The 16,525-nt window shown below is 48.1% G+C and carries 15 protein-coding genes and 5 pseudogenes; 11 read left to right on the forward strand and 9 right to left on the reverse strand.

Annotation, left to right across the window (positions count from 1 at the left end; genetic code table 11):
* The 3 genes and pseudogenes from Harman_RS16660 to Harman_RS16670 all read left to right on the forward strand — a co-directional run.
* Window positions 1-106 (forward strand): annotated as a pseudogene (locus Harman_RS16660) (IS5/IS1182 family transposase); the annotation flags it as partial.
* Window positions 107-209: 103 nt separating this feature from the next.
* Complete coding sequence (locus Harman_RS16665) at window positions 210-1,535, forward strand: sulfatase-like hydrolase/transferase (protein WP_160140706.1); 1,326 nt, start codon at window positions 210-212, stop codon at window positions 1,533-1,535.
* Window position 1,536: 1 nt separating this feature from the next.
* The gene (locus Harman_RS16670) at window positions 1,537-3,096 is read left to right on the forward strand and encodes a flippase (RefSeq protein WP_137684918.1); all 1,560 of its coding nucleotides are present in this window, start codon (window positions 1,537-1,539) and stop codon (window positions 3,094-3,096) included.
* 11 nt (window positions 3,097-3,107) lie between these two features.
* Here the strand turns inward: Harman_RS16670 and Harman_RS16675 are convergent, their stop codons facing one another.
* Window positions 3,108-4,256 (reverse strand): glycosyltransferase family 4 protein, encoded by a 1,149-nt coding sequence (locus Harman_RS16675; protein WP_137684919.1) that lies wholly within the window; start codon window positions 4,254-4,256, stop codon window positions 3,108-3,110.
* Window positions 4,257-4,355: 99 nt separating this feature from the next.
* On the opposite strand from Harman_RS16675, the pseudogene Harman_RS16680 reads away from it, so the two are divergent.
* Window positions 4,356-4,991: pseudogene (locus tag Harman_RS16680) on the forward strand (IS6 family transposase).
* A 175-nt stretch (window positions 4,992-5,166) separates the two neighbouring features.
* Complete coding sequence (locus Harman_RS16685; protein ID WP_137684920.1) at window positions 5,167-6,318, forward strand: glycosyltransferase family 4 protein; 1,152 nt, start codon at window positions 5,167-5,169, stop codon at window positions 6,316-6,318.
* Window positions 6,319-6,385: 67 nt separating this feature from the next.
* Here the strand turns inward: Harman_RS16685 and Harman_RS16690 are convergent.
* Window positions 6,386-7,721 (reverse strand): annotated as a pseudogene (locus Harman_RS16690) (ISH6 family transposase).
* An 82-nt stretch (window positions 7,722-7,803) separates the two neighbouring features.
* On the opposite strand from Harman_RS16690, the pseudogene Harman_RS16695 reads away from it, so the two are divergent.
* Window positions 7,804-7,914 (forward strand): annotated as a pseudogene (locus Harman_RS16695) (IS6 family transposase); the annotation flags it as partial.
* Here Harman_RS16695 and Harman_RS16700 read toward each other — a convergent pair.
* Window positions 7,884-8,618, reverse strand: a complete 735-nt coding sequence (locus tag Harman_RS16700) for an IS6 family transposase (protein WP_137684921.1) — start codon at window positions 8,616-8,618, stop codon at window positions 7,884-7,886. The pseudogene Harman_RS16695 and the gene Harman_RS16700 sit on opposite strands and share 31 nt — an antisense overlap.
* 134 nt (window positions 8,619-8,752) lie before the next feature.
* Window positions 8,753-9,907 (reverse strand): glycosyltransferase family 4 protein, encoded by a 1,155-nt coding sequence (locus Harman_RS16705; RefSeq protein ID WP_137684922.1) that lies wholly within the window; start codon window positions 9,905-9,907, stop codon window positions 8,753-8,755.
* A 92-nt stretch (window positions 9,908-9,999) separates the two neighbouring features.
* On the opposite strand from Harman_RS16705, the gene Harman_RS16710 reads away from it, so the two are divergent.
* Window positions 10,000-11,484, forward strand: a complete 1,485-nt coding sequence (locus tag Harman_RS16710) for a sulfatase (protein WP_235007247.1) — start codon at window positions 10,000-10,002, stop codon at window positions 11,482-11,484.
* 12 nt (window positions 11,485-11,496) lie between these two features.
* Here Harman_RS16710 and Harman_RS16715 read toward each other — a convergent pair whose 3' ends face one another.
* Window positions 11,497-11,811, reverse strand: a complete 315-nt coding sequence (locus Harman_RS16715) for a hypothetical protein (protein WP_137684923.1) — start codon at window positions 11,809-11,811, stop codon at window positions 11,497-11,499.
* Window positions 11,811-11,939, reverse strand: a complete 129-nt coding sequence (locus Harman_RS22005) for a hypothetical protein (RefSeq protein ID WP_268812808.1) — start codon at window positions 11,937-11,939, stop codon at window positions 11,811-11,813. The genes Harman_RS16715 and Harman_RS22005 overlap by 1 nt, the downstream gene beginning before the upstream one ends.
* Before the next feature lie 270 nt (window positions 11,940-12,209).
* On the opposite strand from Harman_RS22005, the gene Harman_RS16720 reads away from it, so the two are divergent.
* From Harman_RS16720 to Harman_RS16735, 4 genes and pseudogenes are all read left to right on the forward strand, one after another.
* Window positions 12,210-13,517, forward strand: a complete 1,308-nt coding sequence (locus Harman_RS16720; protein ID WP_137684924.1) for an acetamidase/formamidase family protein — start codon at window positions 12,210-12,212, stop codon at window positions 13,515-13,517.
* A gap of 255 nt (window positions 13,518-13,772) precedes the next feature.
* Window positions 13,773-14,012 (forward strand): ribbon-helix-helix domain-containing protein, encoded by a 240-nt coding sequence (locus Harman_RS16725; protein ID WP_200830957.1) that lies wholly within the window; start codon window positions 13,773-13,775, stop codon window positions 14,010-14,012.
* A gap of 46 nt (window positions 14,013-14,058) precedes the next feature.
* Entirely contained in the window at window positions 14,059-14,286 is a 228-nt protein-coding gene (locus Harman_RS16730) for a type II toxin-antitoxin system RelE family toxin (RefSeq protein WP_137684926.1), read from the forward strand.
* 67 nt (window positions 14,287-14,353) lie between these two features.
* Window positions 14,354-14,488, forward strand: a pseudogene (locus tag Harman_RS16735) (ATP-binding protein); the annotation flags it as partial.
* A 67-nt stretch (window positions 14,489-14,555) separates the two neighbouring features.
* Here the strand turns inward: Harman_RS16735 and Harman_RS16740 are convergent.
* The 3 genes from Harman_RS16740 to Harman_RS16750 are packed head-to-tail and all read right to left on the reverse strand — an operon-like array spanning window position 14,556 to window position 15,936.
* A complete protein-coding gene (locus Harman_RS16740) occupies window positions 14,556-15,068 on the reverse strand; it encodes a metal-dependent hydrolase (RefSeq protein ID WP_137684928.1) in 513 nt (170 codons plus the stop codon).
* Between the two features lie 8 nt (window positions 15,069-15,076).
* Complete coding sequence (locus Harman_RS16745; protein WP_137684929.1) at window positions 15,077-15,526, reverse strand: UPF0179 family protein; 450 nt, start codon at window positions 15,524-15,526, stop codon at window positions 15,077-15,079.
* Window positions 15,527-15,558: 32 nt separating this feature from the next.
* The gene (locus tag Harman_RS16750; protein WP_137685060.1) at window positions 15,559-15,936 is read right to left on the reverse strand and encodes a DUF5820 family protein; all 378 of its coding nucleotides are present in this window, start codon (window positions 15,934-15,936) and stop codon (window positions 15,559-15,561) included.
* Between the last annotated feature and the right edge of the window lie 589 nt (window positions 15,937-16,525).

Consider the following 16,525-nt stretch of genomic DNA (forward strand, 5'->3'; position numbering starts at 1 on the left):
CCACGCACGAGCGCAGGTGTTCCTTGCTCTGTGTCTTCGCCTCGTCGTCGCAATCACCAACTACGAACGCGAAGACAATCCAGGAAGTACCGTGATCACGGTGTGAGAAGAGTTCTATGACACCCTCATAACTGAAGCTAAGAACTCTGGAGTGAATCGTTGCAGATTACCGAACAATGAAGTGCAGTAGCAACGACATCAGGAATGAGATGACCAAAATTGCGTTAGTTGTTTTGGATACACTACGAAAAGATTACTTTGATAAATATTTCAAGTGGTTACCGGGAATAAGATTCGACAATGCATATACGACAGCAAACTGGACTGTACCCGCACACGCCTCATTGTTTACTGGTCTTTATCCTAGCGAAGTAGGCACGCATGCAAAGCACAATGTCTTCGATTATCCTGAGGAATGTTTACCAGAAATTCTCTCCAGTGCGGGTTATTCAACCCGGGCTTTTTCTGCCAACACCAACATCACAGGACATTTCAATTTTGATAGAGGATTTGATGAGTTTATATCACCGAGTCGAATGGCACATCTGACAGATGAAAATAGAGTAAACTGGCGTAAGTTCAGCAATGAAAGTAGAGAGAGTGGGATATATAAATACACGAAGGCGATCTCTAGGTGTTTTGAAGGAGATGTGAACACTGTCAAATCAATAGTAGACGGCATCCGAGTTGCTTTGGAACAAGGTGGAACGAAATCAGGGGTAAAGTACGGGGGAACTCTGGAAGCGATTTCTGAACTGGAAGGCACGACTCTTTCTCAGAAAGAGTTCTTCTTCTTCAATTTAATGGAAGCTCACGAGCCATATGAAGTACCCAAAGACTATAAGACAACTGAGAATATCGACCAAACTAAGGCAGTTGGTGATCTCATATATGGCCACTCAGACCGTAAAAATTTGATACAGGCTTATGACGACTGTAGCCAGTATCTTTCAGACATTTATAAATCATTATTTGAAATACTAATAGACAAGTTTGATTATGTGTTAACATTATCCGACCACGGTGAAATGTTAGGGGAGCATGAGATGTGGGGACATGAATATGGCGTGTTTCCAAGCTTAGTACATGTTCCACTCGTAGTATCCGGTTCTGAGGTAAAAGATCAGACACGTAAAGATCCAGTAACTTTGATAGACATTTATCAAACTGTGTTGGAACTGGCTGAGATAGGAATGGATGGTAGTAGAAGGGGTCAGTCATTGTTTGACGAGTCGGATGAGAGAAAGTTCCTAACAGAATATACTGGTCTGACACCATGGAGCGAGGATATTCTCAAAGATAATGGATATGCTCAAAAAATAGATACCTATGATGATGAAAGATATGGGATATTCACCGGAACAGAATATCACTACGAGTCATTAGACGGCATCATTAACAGCGAGGCAGAAGCCACTCAAGATGTAGAGGCGGAGTTAGCGACCCTCGTAAATAACCTGAACAAACGCGATGTTAGCGGAACAGTAATTCCAGATGAGGTCGAAGACCAGCTAAAAGACCTTGGTTACGCATAATATGGAAGATACTGAAACGAAAAATAATTCGGATGTAGGTTCATCATTAGGGAAGTTATTTACTGGAAGTATTATAATATTCACAGGTTTGGTGCTTGAATTAGGTTTTGGGTTTTTTTCTAGGATACTTGTAGCAAGGTTATTGGGGCCATTTGATTACGGTGCAATATCTCTGGGTACAACTCTACTTACATCGTTATCTACGGTTGCAATTCTAGGACTAAGGAGTGGTGTGGCTCGCGATCTACCCAGAAATACAGAAGAATCTGAAAGACGTGCAACGATTATTTCATCACTTCATCTAGCAATACCCGCAGGTGTGCTTCTAGGATTGTCAATAGTACTACTGAGCAAATTTATTGCTACAAATATATTTCATAACCCATCTATCAATCCTGTGATTCGGATCTTCGGCGCTACCATTCCCTTGGCAGTATTATTTCAGTTGACAATTGGAATTAGTCGAGGCAAACAGCAAACACTGCCACGAGTGCTTCTCCAGAATTTCTTGCTTCCGGTGTCACAGTTTTCTTTAATATATATTCTAATCAAGGTAGGTTATCAATCAAGTGGGGTTTCTTGGGCATATTTTGGATCGTATCTCGTTGTTGCGGTCATCTCAATATATTATTTGACACGTCATACAGTACTGATGAAAAGTGTGAAGTACAGGCCAAAGTATAGGGAACTCTTAGTTTTTTCACTTCCACTAATGACGATGGGATTAATGGAATTGGTTTTTAAACAATTAGATACATTTCTCATTGGTTTCTATTCTACAGTAGAAACAGTTGGAGTATACAACAGCATTTATCCAATTGCTATTTTGCTAACCACAGTCCTTATTTCTTTCAGATTTCTCGCGATGCCAATTTTGTCCGAACTACACTCTGAAAGTAACATACAAGAAATGAAAAAGCTATTTCAATCAGTCACTAAGTGGATATTTGTTGTTACTGTACCGTTATTCTTCACAATAGCATTTTTTCCTGAATCAACAATAAAACTCACATTTGGTTCAGACTATATCGAAGGTGCAGCAGCGCTAAGTGTAGTAACAGTCGGATTCTTTACACATTCGATAGCAGGGTTGAACGGTGCAACGATGACTTCACTAGGAAACACAAAAATGATAATGTATGATAATATAATAGTTGCAATAATTAACTTCGGACTGAATGTCCTCCTTATTCCTCAATATCCGTTGCTCGGTGCAGCGGTTGCAACTGCTGTTGCGTACTCGATCCTGAATGTTCTTTATTCATACCAGCTATATACACGTACTGGATTGCATCCATTCACCGTACAGTTTGGTGAAATGGCTATCATGGCAACAGTCTTTATTATTTCTGGAAAAGCAATTGGTTCCTATTTCTCTCCAATGTCTAATCTCGGATTTCTCTCGTTCATATTAATATCTTCTTTAGTATATTTTGTAATAGTATTGCGGTTCATGACAATCACAGATGCTGAAAAGGAATTGGGTGATGCGGTCGAACAAAAGGGGATTGATCTCAGGTGGGGAAAAATATTCTTCAAGTTAATTAGGAAATATCCTTGAACCAGTACTGTCTAAAATTCACCAACTTCCTTGGCAATGGTTTCTTGAATTTTAGTTTTAAATTCTGACTTGTCATTTATGCTTGAAGATTCTCGGAGTTTGTAGCGAATGTCCCCATAGCTATCAGATGAAATTATATTATCAATCTTCTCAACTGCCTCCTTTGGTTCGTTATAAGTCAGTTCTAGCAAGTTACCAACAATTTCTGACTGCCCTCCATTGCCAGGGACAAACGGAACAAGGCCTAAGCGTACCATCTCAGCAACAGACATTCCATAGTGTTCGTACCTGCGGCCATGAATACCGTAACGGTGGTCCGAGAGGAGACTAATAAGAGAATCTCTCGACAATTCTCCCTCGAGATGAATAAAGCTGAAATCCTTTTGTAGATCTTGTACTCTACGGGAGTACTTCCGGTTATATTTCTGACCGACGATATGCAGATGGACATCATGGCCACGGTTGCGAACTTCCCTAATTATTTGTATCATTTCAATAGTCCTCTTTTCGGGTTCTAACCTACCTATAGTCACAAATCCATTCTCTCTATCATGTTCAGAAATTATCTGAGGGGTGTTGATCGGCGGGTTAACTACCGTCGGCTTACAATCTACTGCTCTTTGTAGACAGCGAGAGGTATATTCGGAATTAGTTAGGTAGCAGCAATTTTCACACTCCCGAGATATATTACCAATCAATCGACATATTTGCTGGAACCATGAGGCGTTCCTATTTTTTGTATTCTCAGAGTCAACCTCGCTTTTGAAGAATTCTGGAAAATGCACATAGTTTATACACGGAGTTGATGGTAACTGAATGATATTCTTTGTGGATATTACTAGATCGTAGTCTACACTACAGTTGCTCATATATTGGTTTAGTAGTGCGCTATCTAACAATCCAAATTTTCCATATTCAAATATTTCTCCAAACCAGGTAGACAAATCTGATAAATTCCGATATGCAAAATTTGGTTGCCGAATTGTTATTGAATATACGCATGCATCAAAAAATTCATTCAAAAATTCCATATCCGGTTTATTCAAGGTAATTAGATCAATCTTGTTATCATTTTCAAGAGCTTCCATTACCGACATACAAACTGCCTCTGCTCCTCCACGGTTCATTAGATTGGGGTGGACGATAGCAATCCTTGGCACAGTTACAATTGGTAGATGAAGGAATTATATACTTTGTTGGATGTGAATCGGTCGTGTTTAGTAGTGTGAAAGTGAGGCGGGAGAATTTCTTGCTGGTTCATGGCAGAAATCGCCCGCCTCAACGGTCATAGAGACTGGATTGATTTGGATTTTGTGGAGCGCGAGCGGACACCCGAGCATGCGATGAAGCTCGGTATTCAAGCCCACGTTGCGGGGCTATCGCTGTCGAAAACCGTCGAATTGCTCGCCGGTTTGGGTGTCCAACGCAGTCGAAAAATAATCCATGATTGGGTACAAAAAGCTGATTTACAGCCAGAATCCGGGAAAGCTCCGAATCAGGTAGCAGTTGACGAGACAGTGATTCGGATCAACGACTAGCAATTTTGGCTGTACGCTGCCGCTGATCCAGCTACGAATCAACTACTCCATCTCCGGTTATTTACGACAACTACGACCGCCCTCAGCGAAATCTTTCTCCGCGAACTGCGGCAAAAACACAATGTCGAAACCGCCGTTTTTCTCGTCGATGGCGCAAAACACCTCCAAACAGCACTCCAACGAGCTGGCCTGCGATTTCAAATACGTCGCCACGGAAATCGGAACGCTATCGAGCGGATCTTTCGAGAACTGAAGCGCCGCACCTCGTCGTTTTCAAACTGCTTCAGTCACGTCGAACCGGAAACAGCCGAAAATTGGCTCCAAAGCTTCGCTTGCTGGCACAATGCTCCAAACTAAACACTACCTGTGAATCAGCCCTTATTTGTTCTACTAAAGTTTTATACAAGTTATGAGAAAAAGTGGTTCAATTGCATACCGTGCAAACCGAACCTAAAAAGATGGTTGGCAACATCGGTATATTTTGAGAAATGAATATATTGGTTTACTTCCAGCACGAGGGTTAGAATAATACATGAATGTACTCATTGGATCACACTATTTTTATCCTCATGTTGGCGGGATAGAATCTGTTGTGGCATCACATGCTAGTCGGCTAACCAGCCGGGGGCATGATATAACCGTGATAAGTAGCGACATTGGTGCCGATTCGTACTTCTCTCAGCGTGAGGGTTACGACGTACAGCGATTCAAATCATGGAATCCCCTTGAAAAGATTGGAGCACCCTATCCGATACCTAGCCCTTCTCATGTTCAAAAACGCATTCCAAATATAATTAACAAAATAGAACCTGATCTTGTGCATCTACATGGACTGAACTATCTAACTACAACAGCAGTTCTCCAATCAGTGCCTGATTCTATACCAGTGTTGCTCCATCAGCATACACCTTTTGTTGACTATTTCCTTCCTTTCAAGCTAATTGAGTTCGTAAATGACCAAACAATCGGTCGGTGGAATCTACACCAAGCCGAACAAGTACTGTGTGTGAGTGGAAATATTGAAGATTACGTTCAATATCTCAGAAAAAGTGTAGAAACAACAGTTTTAATGAATGGAGTCGATCTCAATTACTATCATCCAAAAAAAGAGGATAAAAGTAGCGTCTTTAATTTCGACATAGATACTCCAGTATTTTTTATGCTGTCTAGGATGTCAAAAAAGAAAGGGGTAGATGTCTTATTAGAAGCAGCAAATATTCTTGAACAACGAGGGGTTGGAGTGAAGATAATTATTGCGGGTAGCGGTCCAATGTCCGATGATGTGGGACGGATGGCAGAGAAAACTGGTAATTTAGAAATCTTTGGAAGATTAACCGATCAGAAGCTAAGTCATTGCTATGCATCAGCAGATGCGTTTATATTCCCCTCCAAAACCGGAGAGGCCTTTCCTACGCTTACAATGATGGAATCGTATGCTTCGGGAACACCTGTCATCGCCTCAGATCTTGTTGACGAACCAATCGGTGTTAAAGAGTCAAATACGATTCTAATACCTCCCAATGATCCTGAGGAATTGGCAGATGCGATGATAAAATTGGCAAATGACAAACCATTATTGAATCGTATGAGTAAGAATGCACGCAAGTCAGCAGAACACCACTTTTCAATTGAGTCCAAAGTTGATCAACTGGAAAAGTTATATAAGAGGACAATAAATAGCTAGTAATAATAAAATCTAAACGAATCTGATGTGGATCCTGCTGAAATATTTGGTTGCGTCGAAAAGCCGTCTAGGCTTTGCCTCCGGTACTCTCAATTGAGAGTTCACAGTTGATTGCTATTTTGGTCGAACGGTGAAGCAGGTTGTCGAGAAACGATTCGTAGTAGGCTGGATTAGCGTACTTCACCAGCCGATGTTGGAATATCGTTTTTAACCCTTCCGCTGTCCATCGCATCCACTGGTTCTTACACCGCTTGCTGACTTCGCCCATGAGCCGTTTGACGAGGTTCGAGTTCCACGGCACCTCGAACCCCTCGACAGCCTACCCCGCGAAGGTCACAATCGACGGCAGCCACGACGAAGATACCGCGCTGCCTTCTTTGATCCGTATTGATCCAACTGCCAGGCTGTCTTCTCCATACGTTCGGTCGTTCGCGCGATCCGCTGGCGGATCGCCGCGAACTCCTCGTCAAGACAGTGCTTGGCGAGAGAGTTCTTCAGATGGAACACCTCGTCAATCACTTCCGAGACGATTCGTTGTGCTGATCCAGCGGGAAGACACCATCAGCCACAGGTTGTAGCCAGCTTTCGACCGACGTGGACGAGATCGAGTTGGTGAATACGCTTTTCGTCGGTAAAGGCCGTCACGATGCCCTTGTCAGCGTCACTGACGACCGTCGCGTCGTCAGGGACTGCGTTGATGTCATCAAGTTCGGCGACTGTCTCGTCCCAGTCTGCGTTGACTGAGAGATTCAGCAGGGACCGGGACTCTTCGGTAGTATCTTCGCCGGGTGTGGCCTGGACAGAGTGGTACGAGCGGTCGTCGTCTTGGCTGTGGCACTGTGTTCCGTAAGGAATGACACATCAGCGTCTTTCCCGGCAACACAGTCTGGAAGGAACCGCTTGAGCTTGCTGCCGTATTTTTTGGCGCGGCGGTTAATCGTGGTTGGCGACGGCATCCTCTGGAAGATGCCGTCGTCGTGGTCAGTAGTCCCACGGTAACTGAGTGAGGTAGCGAGATCGACGCTTTTGGCGGCGATATCCTGTTGGTAGCGGTTTTGCCCGTCGAAGCCGATGACGATTTCGACGGGCCGGAAGTAGCTGGATTCGTCATGGTCAGCAGCTGTATCTTCGACATAGTGGAGATCGAACTCGTGTTCACCGGCGGTCGTGACGGCGGTGCGTGTATCGGTGCCGGCTCGTTTGAATCGTCGATCACCGTTGCCGTGGGCGTGTTTCTGGCCACAGAGCGCCTCGACGCGAGCCGCGTCGAGGCTCTCAACCATCGATTCGAGCAGAACCGATTCGATGCCCTGCTCGGTGACGAACTCCGCGAGTGTGGCGAGCGGTATCGTTTTGTCGTCGTCGATGCTTATCGTGAACCGGACGTCGAATGTGGCGTGCAATGGACACCTCGTAGGTGGATACCAGAGGGGTCCCTTCCTCAGAGGAGTCAGTTGCTACTGAAGTTTAGAGGACTTTGCGACGCGAACCGGAAATCAGATTCCTATTGAACGGATTTACCGAGAACTGAAGCGCCGCACCTCCTCGTTTTCGAACGACTCCAGTCACGTCGATCCAGAAACATCCGAAAATTGATGGAAGGTTTTAATTGGCACTGTATAGTTCTTGATTTCCTCAGCTGGCGTTTTTCCGTCAAGAGCTTGGTTCGGTCGTTCGTGGTTGTAGTGGTGTCTGAAGCGTCGTAACCACTGTTTCGCGCTGGATTGACTGCCCCTCCAGAAAGAGTGAAAGCGGTCGATTCGCATGGTCACAGTTTGGAACCACTTTTCGATGTGGTTCCGGATTCGATAGTCAAGCCGACCGCTCAAATCGTAGCGAGAGAGGGCAGTCAGATAGCCACCAGCATCGACGAGAAACACTGAATCGGCGACATCGTGTTTCTGAGTGAGCCGATGCAAGAACGCCGCCGCGGGGTCAGTCCCGCGGCGGCTGAACACATCAATTTCGAGCAACAGTTTTGAGTCGGTGTCGACAGCGGCGTACAACCATTTCTTTTCGCCGTCAACCTCGATTTGTTTCTCGTCGACTGCGACCCGCGACGGCGACGCCGTCGGCGGGTCGCTCTGTGCTTCAGACAACGTATGAACCCAGTTCCAGACTGCACCGTGAGACCGATCGACACCCAACAACTCTAAAATAGCGACCGTCTCCCTGATCGACAGCCCCGCCGTATGGAGACGCACCCCAAATCGCCGGACGGGTGTCGGGGTGCGCTCATTCTCCCAAACGTCTTGGCTGTCCTCATCTAAGGTCTCTCTGAGGAGGTCTGCGAGTTGCATGGACACTTCTCGCTACGGCCTCCTCACTTCTCAAACTCGCTCAACTAGACAGTGCCTTTTAATTCGATGTCTCAATGTTACTAACTAAACACTACTACTCAGATGTCATCTTTCCTCATGGAAATTTAATTGTCCTATGATTTCATGAGAAATAACCTCTCTAAATCATCAACATTTCGTTCCCAAGAATGCTGTTCTGCCCAAGCTCTTCCGGAATCACCAAAAGAATTCCTCAGATCCCTGTTTGATATTAGTTCATGAACATTAGAAGCAAAAGAAGCTGCAGTGAATTCATCTACTAGAAATCCAGTCTGTTGGTGTTTAATTGAATCACGTAGACCACTCACATCACATCCAATGGCCGGAGTTCCACAAGCGTTTGCCTCGAGAACTGCAATCCCCCACCCTTCAACTCGGCTGGGTGCAATAAATGCCCATCCCGACTGTAGTAGCTGTATTTTCTTCTCTTCTGATACGAAGCCATGAAAGTGAGCTTTATTAGTGTTTTCACAGTAGGTCTCTATCAGTTCTTTCATCGGTCCATCTCGTCCAGCCACATGCAAATGAATATCCTGTTCAGATAGTGCTTGCAGTTCTTGATGTATCTCCGGTATCCGGTCAACACCTTTATACCGTTCTAATCCTCCAATGTATACCATCTGAGGATTATTCGATTCATTTCCAGGAAAATATTTCTCTAAATCAATTCCGTTTCTTATTTCATAAACAGTATCTGGGGGGTGTCCACGCGAAACTAATTCTTTTGTAGTGCTGGGACTCACGCTTACCGTTGGTGTATTTCTCTCTCTCAGAACTCCTGCCCACTGAGAAATATATCCTAAAAGATTTTGTGGAAAGGGATGGGTGTCGAAGAATGAATCAATTGCAATATGGTGGAAGATAGCTATTCGTGGACACCGAGTTACTACTGGCCAGGGAAGGGGAGTATTTACGGTATAAACAATGTCGGGCGATATTTTAAACATCTTAAAATAAAAATAAAAGGTAACAAATATATATGAAGTAACGACATCCCAAGGCGCAGACAACCAGTTATCAAAGCCAACACGATGAATATACACTCCTCCATCAACCTCTCTTTTTTTGTTTCCCTCATCCGACCCAGTGAGAAGATGGACTCTGTGACCTCGTTCTGCAAGTCGTTTTAGACTTTCTTCCAAATTGAGCTCTGATCCACCCGCTTTCGAGTGATGCCAGCTCCTCTTATTCAGTGCTAAGATACAAACTTTTTCGGTAGCATCTGCAGAGGAATCATTTAATTGTTCCATAGGTGAGTCCCTTTTGCAAAGCCGTAGGAGAAAGCTATATACTTTCGGAAGTGACAGTGTTCATATGGATATCGGTGGTTGTTTGCTCTACTGTGCTAAACAAAGGAACATTCAAAATTACAATGAATAAAAATATCGTTCTTGTGGTAATGGATACGGCTCGTGCCCCAGATACCAAGTATGTTTATAACAAGGTGTCGAATTCGTCAATAGAGCGGTTAGTTGAAGAGGGAACAGAGTTTACAAATGCGTTCACAAACGCTCCCTGGACATTACCCTCACATGCATCCCTTTTTACTGGTACCTATACCTCAAAACATGGTACACATGCTGGGCACAAATTCTTAGATGATTCCTTTCCTACGCTAGCGGAGTTACTCTCGGCAGAGGGTTATCAAACAGCAGGAGTAACTAACAACGCATGGGTAACCAACGAGTTCGGACTTGCTAATGGATTTAATGATTTCTTTAAAGCTTGGCAATATATACAGGCAGAAACAGACTTTGGTGAAATAAAGCTCACTACTCACGGGGTAGATCTCGTCAAGAGAAGCGTAAAAGGGCTGTTGAATGGGGAGATTATAGCAAATTTGATGAATACAGTTTATGGACAATTTATTTATCGTCGAAAAGATTATGGAGCTAAACGCACTAACTCAATTGTCCGCTCATGGATTGAAGATCGAGATAGTAATAAGCCATTTTTTCTCTTTATCAACTATCTAGAACCTCATCTGGATTACCAACCACCCAAAGAATTTGCAGAACCTTTCCTACCATCTGATGCAACATATAAAGAAGCGATGAAAGTCCCGCAAAAACCATGGGATTATGTTTCAGGAGCATTGGAAATGTCTGATAGGGATTTTGAACTACTCCGATCACTTTACCGTGCAGAAATAGCATATCTTGATGCCCAAATAGGTGACCTAAGACAGGTTCTATACGAAAAAAAGGAATGGCAAGATACAATTTTTATTATTGTTGGTGATCACGGCGAAAATATAGGGGAACACGACCTGATGGATCATCAATACTCTCTTCATGATACCTTACTTCATGTTCCACTATTTTTCAGCGGAGGTGCTTTTGACGGGGTCGGTAAGTCAGATAGGTTAGTTCAAACAGTGGATCTCTTTCCGACCATCTTAGATATTGCAGGGGTCGATATACCATCCCACTCACAAGGACTCTCTTTCCACCCCAGTTCGACAGACCCCCCACGAGAGCGTATCTTTGCAGAATATCGATGCCCGCAACCAACAATAGAGCGATTGAGTAAAGAAACAGATATTCCTTTAGAAGATCTACAACAGTACGATAAAAAGCTACGCTCAGTTCAAACAGATGAATATAAAATAGTTCGCGATTCTAACGGGAAATTAGAATTCTACAATCTTAAAGATAGGGAAACTAAAATTGAAGATTGGTCATCGGAAGAACAAGAAGTCGTAGAGGGACTCGAAACGGATCTCAAGAAATGGTTGAGTTCCTTTGAGCAAGCGTCACTGAAGGACTCAACAGAGATGGATAACGAAACTAAAAAAATGCTCGAAGATTTGGGGTATTTACAGTAGCCTATTGCCTCTTCAATCGTTTTTTATTGAATATAGTTGACGAAGTTTGATGCGAGCGTAATCGGCCGTGAACTGCCAATCAATCTCGGATTCGTCCATGTTTCGGGTGTGTTCCCACGCAGCAACCCCTGCGCAGAGTGTCGGTGCGTCAGGAATATTTTGGTCAGGGTAATCCGTCCATAGGGCGCTGAAATCGATTTCGGCCATGTCCGGCCAACTGCCGTACTGGTGTGAAATGAAATTCATGCTTGCTGAGTAAGCGAGGTGCGTCTTGTAGGGGGAGATGTTAGTAGAGGGCGTCTGCTGATACGTGTCCAGATCGTCCATCACCACCGGATGCAGTCCATTTCCGGGTAGTGATCATCCTCCAGACACTGCATCTGAGCGACGAACTCCTGTTTACGCCGTCGTTCGGATATCTTGATGTGTCGCCAGCCAATCAGCGATTTGCTCATCACAAAGAGATCGCCTGTGCCATTCCGCCCGTGTGAGTCGTCGTACCGGATGACCACTCATAGACAGATCGGGATCTTTTCGAGTATCTCCGAGACACTGTACAATATTCGCTCAGGGCAGTAGTGTATCCACCAGGGGGCGCTCATGACGGATGGGGTGTCTGTGTCCCCGGCATACTGGTTCGAACAACAGCGATAAACCGAGAACTGTCTCCACCCAATTAGCTCGCCACCACCGTTATATTGAGCTAAATCTTACTATGCGATGGTATGTCACAACAAAGCGTACAGGAGGAGCTACACGTCGATCAGTACACGCTCGGATTGGTAGGCCCCGACCAGGAGTGGGCTGGCACGGTCGCTGACGGTGGCCGGGTCACAACGTACACGCCACCGGGCTGTTGGGGCCCGATGATCACACCGTCGTTCCGCGGCGGGCACGAAGTCACACGACCCATCCGGGTCGAGGGTGCAAGCGTCGGCGACGCCGTCGCGATCCACATTCGCGACATCGAAGTAACGAGTATGGCGACGAGCACGGGGTCGATGGCCGAACGCGATGGGGCCTTCGAGGATGACCCCTTCGTCGACCATCGGTGTCCCGAATGTGGGACGACGTGGCCGGATTCGGTCGTCGAGGGGACTGGTGAGGACGCCATCCGGTGTGCCGAGTGCGGTGCGAACGCCTCCTCGTTTGGCTTCGAGTACGGGTACACCGTCGCCTTCGACCACGAGAATGCTGTCGGGTTAACACTCGATAAGGACGGCGCACACGAGCTGGCGACAAACGCCGATGAGGTAATGGACATTCCCGAGAACGCACGCCAGCATCCGATCTTGCTATACGAACCCGATGGGATGCCCGGGACGCTCGGCCGACTGCGGCCGTTCATCGGGAACATCGGGACGACGCCGCCGGTCACGATGCCGGATTCGCACAACGCGGGGGACTTCGGCCAGAGCCTCATCGGTGCCGACCACGACTACGGCGTCGAAACCGAGGCCGACCTGGAACAGCGGACTGACGGATACATGGACATTCCGGAAGTCCGTGAGGGTGCGACACTGATTTGTCCGGTTGCCATCGACGGTGGCGGCGTCTATGTCGGTGATCTTCACGCGAACCAGGGTGACGGGGAGCTCTCGTTGCACACGACCGACGTGAGCGGGACCGTCACGATGGATGTCGAAGTCATCGACGGGCTCGAACTCGACGGCCCAATCCTGCTACCCAACGAGGAGGACTTGCCGTTCATCAGCCAGCCCTACAGCGACGACGAGCTCGAGGCCGGCCGCGACCTCGGTGCAGAGCACAGCGTGGACGTGCAGGAGAACATGGCACCGATTCAGGTGGTCGGGTCGGGTGCGACAGTCAACGACGCCACGCAGAACGCGTTCGACCGGGCGAAAACGCTCCTAGATATGAGCGAAGGCGAGGTCCGTGCGCGGTGTACCTTCACCGGCGGCGTCCAGATCGGTCGGCTTCCCGGCGTCGTCCAGTTGGATATGCTCGCGCCGCTCGATATATTAGAGGAGCGCGGCCTCGGTGACGCCGTCCAAGAACAGTACGGACTGTAGCATCATTTACGTCGTGACATGGACGGAGTCGGAGGCCACAATAGCAGTCAGGTCGTGCCCAGCAACGGCGTGACTTCCCGTAACAGTGTGTCATAGAATTCCTCTCGTATGCTTCGAGGTGACCGATACAGGGGAAACACAGATCGTTCAGTATAGAGAACGTACCGGCTGACGTAATTTTTTGTATACACAATTTCAACACAATATATCGCTGAAGCAGAGTCCTCACCTGAGAAAACGACGGTCAATATCCGGATGACAGAAACGTTCTTGGAAGATGTCGATACGACGTGGGAAGACCACGGATTCAACAGTCGGAGTGAATTTATCCGAGCCGTACTGCGTGATGCGCTCAAGCATCCCGAATTCAATCGTGCAGACCTGAAAGCGATGCTCACGAGTGAAGCTGAGATTCGTGAAGGTCGCACACACAGTAGCGGTGATGTGAAGGCTGCATACGGGCTTGACGAGACAGCACGCGACAGCGATGAGTGAGTAGGACTAGGAACTCACCGACACAGCACGGCGGGATTTCGATGGATTGGATGACTATGCACGCGATCGCATTGCTAGCAAACTAGACGAGATTGCGACCGACAAATGGCGCGACCCACCCGATCATCTGGAACCGCTCCAAGGTGCACCACACGAGAAACTCCGTGTTGGCCCGTTTCGACTCGGAATCCGGGTCAACCGGACTGACAAGCTTCTCTACGTCCTCCGGATTCGCAAACGCGGTGGTGATGCGTATCGGAGTGATGACGATTAATTTGAAATGCAGGTAGCTGGCTGAAAAGAAAGTATAGGTCATTATCGTAATAATTATTATCGAGAGTATGACCTTCTACGATCGCACGGAGGAACTCGGTGGCCTCAGAACGGCGCTTGAGTCACCAAGCCACGACTTCTTCGTCGTGTATGGCCAGCGTCGCGTGGGGAAAACAGAACTCCTCAAAGCGTTCTGTGCTGACTAAGGACGTCGATGCGGACTGGTCACTGTTCGGACCAGGCGAGATGGAGACGCTGCTGTAATCGACTTCAGAATTCAAGTTGGGTTTTCAGATCCACCACCAGCACGTACGCCGCCAATGCGAGAACGACAGCTGAAAACGCGGTCCAGAGGTGGAGATTCACCGACCCCTCGCCAGCCCAGTGTGGGACTATCGAACGGGCGACGGGCGGCTGGAGCGGCCAGAGCAGGTCTGGAGACACGTGTGGGTCTGGCGGGAGAAGCTGTTGATTGTCGGCGACTAGGTGAGAGAGATAGGCGAACGCAAACGACCCGCCCAGCCTCGCCCGCTCTGTCTTGATTCCGTACGCGATGATAGCAATCGCGAGTGGGATGGCGAACGGGAGCGAATGCATGAACACTCGCCCGGACGGAATGAGGAACAGTTCGTAGGCCAGGGGCTTGTCGACGAGGTCCGGGAACTGGCTCCCGAAGAACGCGACTGCGAGTAACTGGAGCGACGGCAGTCGTTGGTCTCGGATGACCGCATACGCCGCGATGGGGAGGAGGGCGATGATGAAGTGCTCGATTGGGAGGACCATCGCTCGTCCTACTGCTGTTCGCCCTCTAACTTCACTAGCGTCAAATCCCGGTCTAGCATACAGTAATCGTGCGGCGGGTCGCCGATAATCTCGTCAATTCGATACTCTTCATCGAACTCAGCCCCGGCAGGTTCACAGTAGGGATGGCTCGGACACTCAGTGTGTGGACAGGGGCCCATCAGTGAGGCTTTGCTGCCAGCGTAGGCACCCTTCGAGGGAACGTTCGCCCGAATCGGCGCGGGTTCGACTTCAACGGCCCGCACGCCGTCTTGATGCATCGCACAGTCTAGCGTTTGCCCGCTTTGTCTCACGTTGGTAATCCGATACCGATTACCGGTCGTCAGATTGAGACATTGGTCGCGGTACGGACACCCCTCACAGCCGCTGGCTTCGCCGCGGTAGACGAACTCCTCGCCGACTTCGGCGAGGCGCGTCCCGACGAGCGTGACAGTAGTCATGCTAGACAATAAGCGGTGAACACGGTAAAGAGTCAGGACTGGCCGGTGAGGTCGTCCAGTTTGTCCAGATACGCTTCGCGGGGCACGTGATACAGCGACCGGTAGTCCAGGTCACCGTCGGCAAACCGGGTCGCCAGTTCGACAGCGCCCTCGACGGCAGCGTCGCGGCGCTCGTAGGAATCGGCGTCGCGTTCGACTTCGGGCTCCAGGTAGAAGGTGACGTACCAGCTCTCCCCGGTCCGGTCAGCGCCGGGGCGTCGGGTCCGTTTCCCGCGTGTGAGATAGATGGTTGGGAGACACGGCGCTGGAAACTGCTCGGAGTCAAAAACATCCGGGCGATACGCGAGGATGAGCTTGTCGTCGGTCTCGTTCCACACCGTCCAGTCTTCGGGCAGGTCCGACAGGTCCATGCCTCTGCGTTCGTGTGGACCGGCAAGAATCCGCTGGTCCGTCCTGAAGTCGTCCAGATCGAGATGGGAAACCAGTCCGACGATGGCACAGGCGGGTCGTCGAACCGTATCATGTGGAGAGTTCTCAGCCACCAATCAAATCAGCAACAGATTCACAACAGTCCAGCGCTAAACACTGGCCGACCCACCTAAGCGAACAGTTGGCAAGCGACACAGTATATAAACTAGAGTGGAACTAATGAGATACGGTAACACACCTGTGGCCCGCCGTCCCCGTGTTCAGTCTATCACGGTGTCGGAATTTAACGGCGGAAAACCCACACAGGGACAAAGTTCTTATATGACCAGAACTCGTACAATAAATAGTATCGGAAACAGTTCCGTACTGTCTCCCGTTACCACACCGCGTCGGAACAAGCGTGTTCCGCCGTGCAGATCAGTCATGGAAGGGCACACCCGTCATCCCGCAGTGCGGGAGTATTCGGCGGCCGCAGGCGAGCAAGCGTGCAGCGGACAGTGCCGACGGCGAATTGGCCACACACAGCGGCAGAGCCGTCCTGTGACGGCAGGCGAGCGCGTGCAGCCACGA

Source organism: Haloarcula mannanilytica, from assembly GCF_005406125.1.
GTDB lineage: Archaea > Halobacteriota > Halobacteria > Halobacteriales > Haloarculaceae > Haloarcula > Haloarcula mannanilytica.

Coding starts and splice junctions, on each gene's coding strand:
- Harman_RS16705 (WP_137684922.1), bottom strand. CDS start 9,907: ATGGAACAATTAAATGATTCCTCTGCAGATGCTACCGAAAAAGTTTGT.
- Harman_RS16740 (WP_137684928.1), bottom strand. CDS start 15,068: ATGGTCCTCCCAATCGAGCACTTCATCATCGCCCTCCTCCCCATCGCG.
- Harman_RS16685 (WP_137684920.1), top strand. CDS start 5,167: ATGAATGTACTCATTGGATCACACTATTTTTATCCTCATGTTGGCGGG.
- Harman_RS22005 (WP_268812808.1), bottom strand. CDS start 11,939: ATGAGCAAATCGCTGATTGGCTGGCGACACATCAAGATATCCGAACGA.
- Harman_RS16670 (WP_137684918.1), top strand. CDS start 1,537: ATGGAAGATACTGAAACGAAAAATAATTCGGATGTAGGTTCATCATTA.
- Harman_RS16715 (WP_137684923.1), bottom strand. CDS start 11,811: ATGGACGATCTGGACACGTATCAGCAGACGCCCTCTACTAACATCTCC.
- Harman_RS16750 (WP_137685060.1), bottom strand. CDS start 15,936: ATGGACCTGTCGGACCTGCCCGAAGACTGGACGGTGTGGAACGAGACC.
- Harman_RS16745 (WP_137684929.1), bottom strand. CDS start 15,526: ATGACTACTGTCACGCTCGTCGGGACGCGCCTCGCCGAAGTCGGCGAG.
- Harman_RS16720 (WP_137684924.1), top strand. CDS start 12,210: ATGTCACAACAAAGCGTACAGGAGGAGCTACACGTCGATCAGTACACG.
- Harman_RS16665 (WP_160140706.1), top strand. CDS start 210: ATGACCAAAATTGCGTTAGTTGTTTTGGATACACTACGAAAAGATTAC.
- Harman_RS16700 (WP_137684921.1), bottom strand. CDS start 8,618: ATGCAACTCGCAGACCTCCTCAGAGAGACCTTAGATGAGGACAGCCAA.
- Harman_RS16725 (WP_200830957.1), top strand. CDS start 13,773: ATGACAGAAACGTTCTTGGAAGATGTCGATACGACGTGGGAAGACCAC.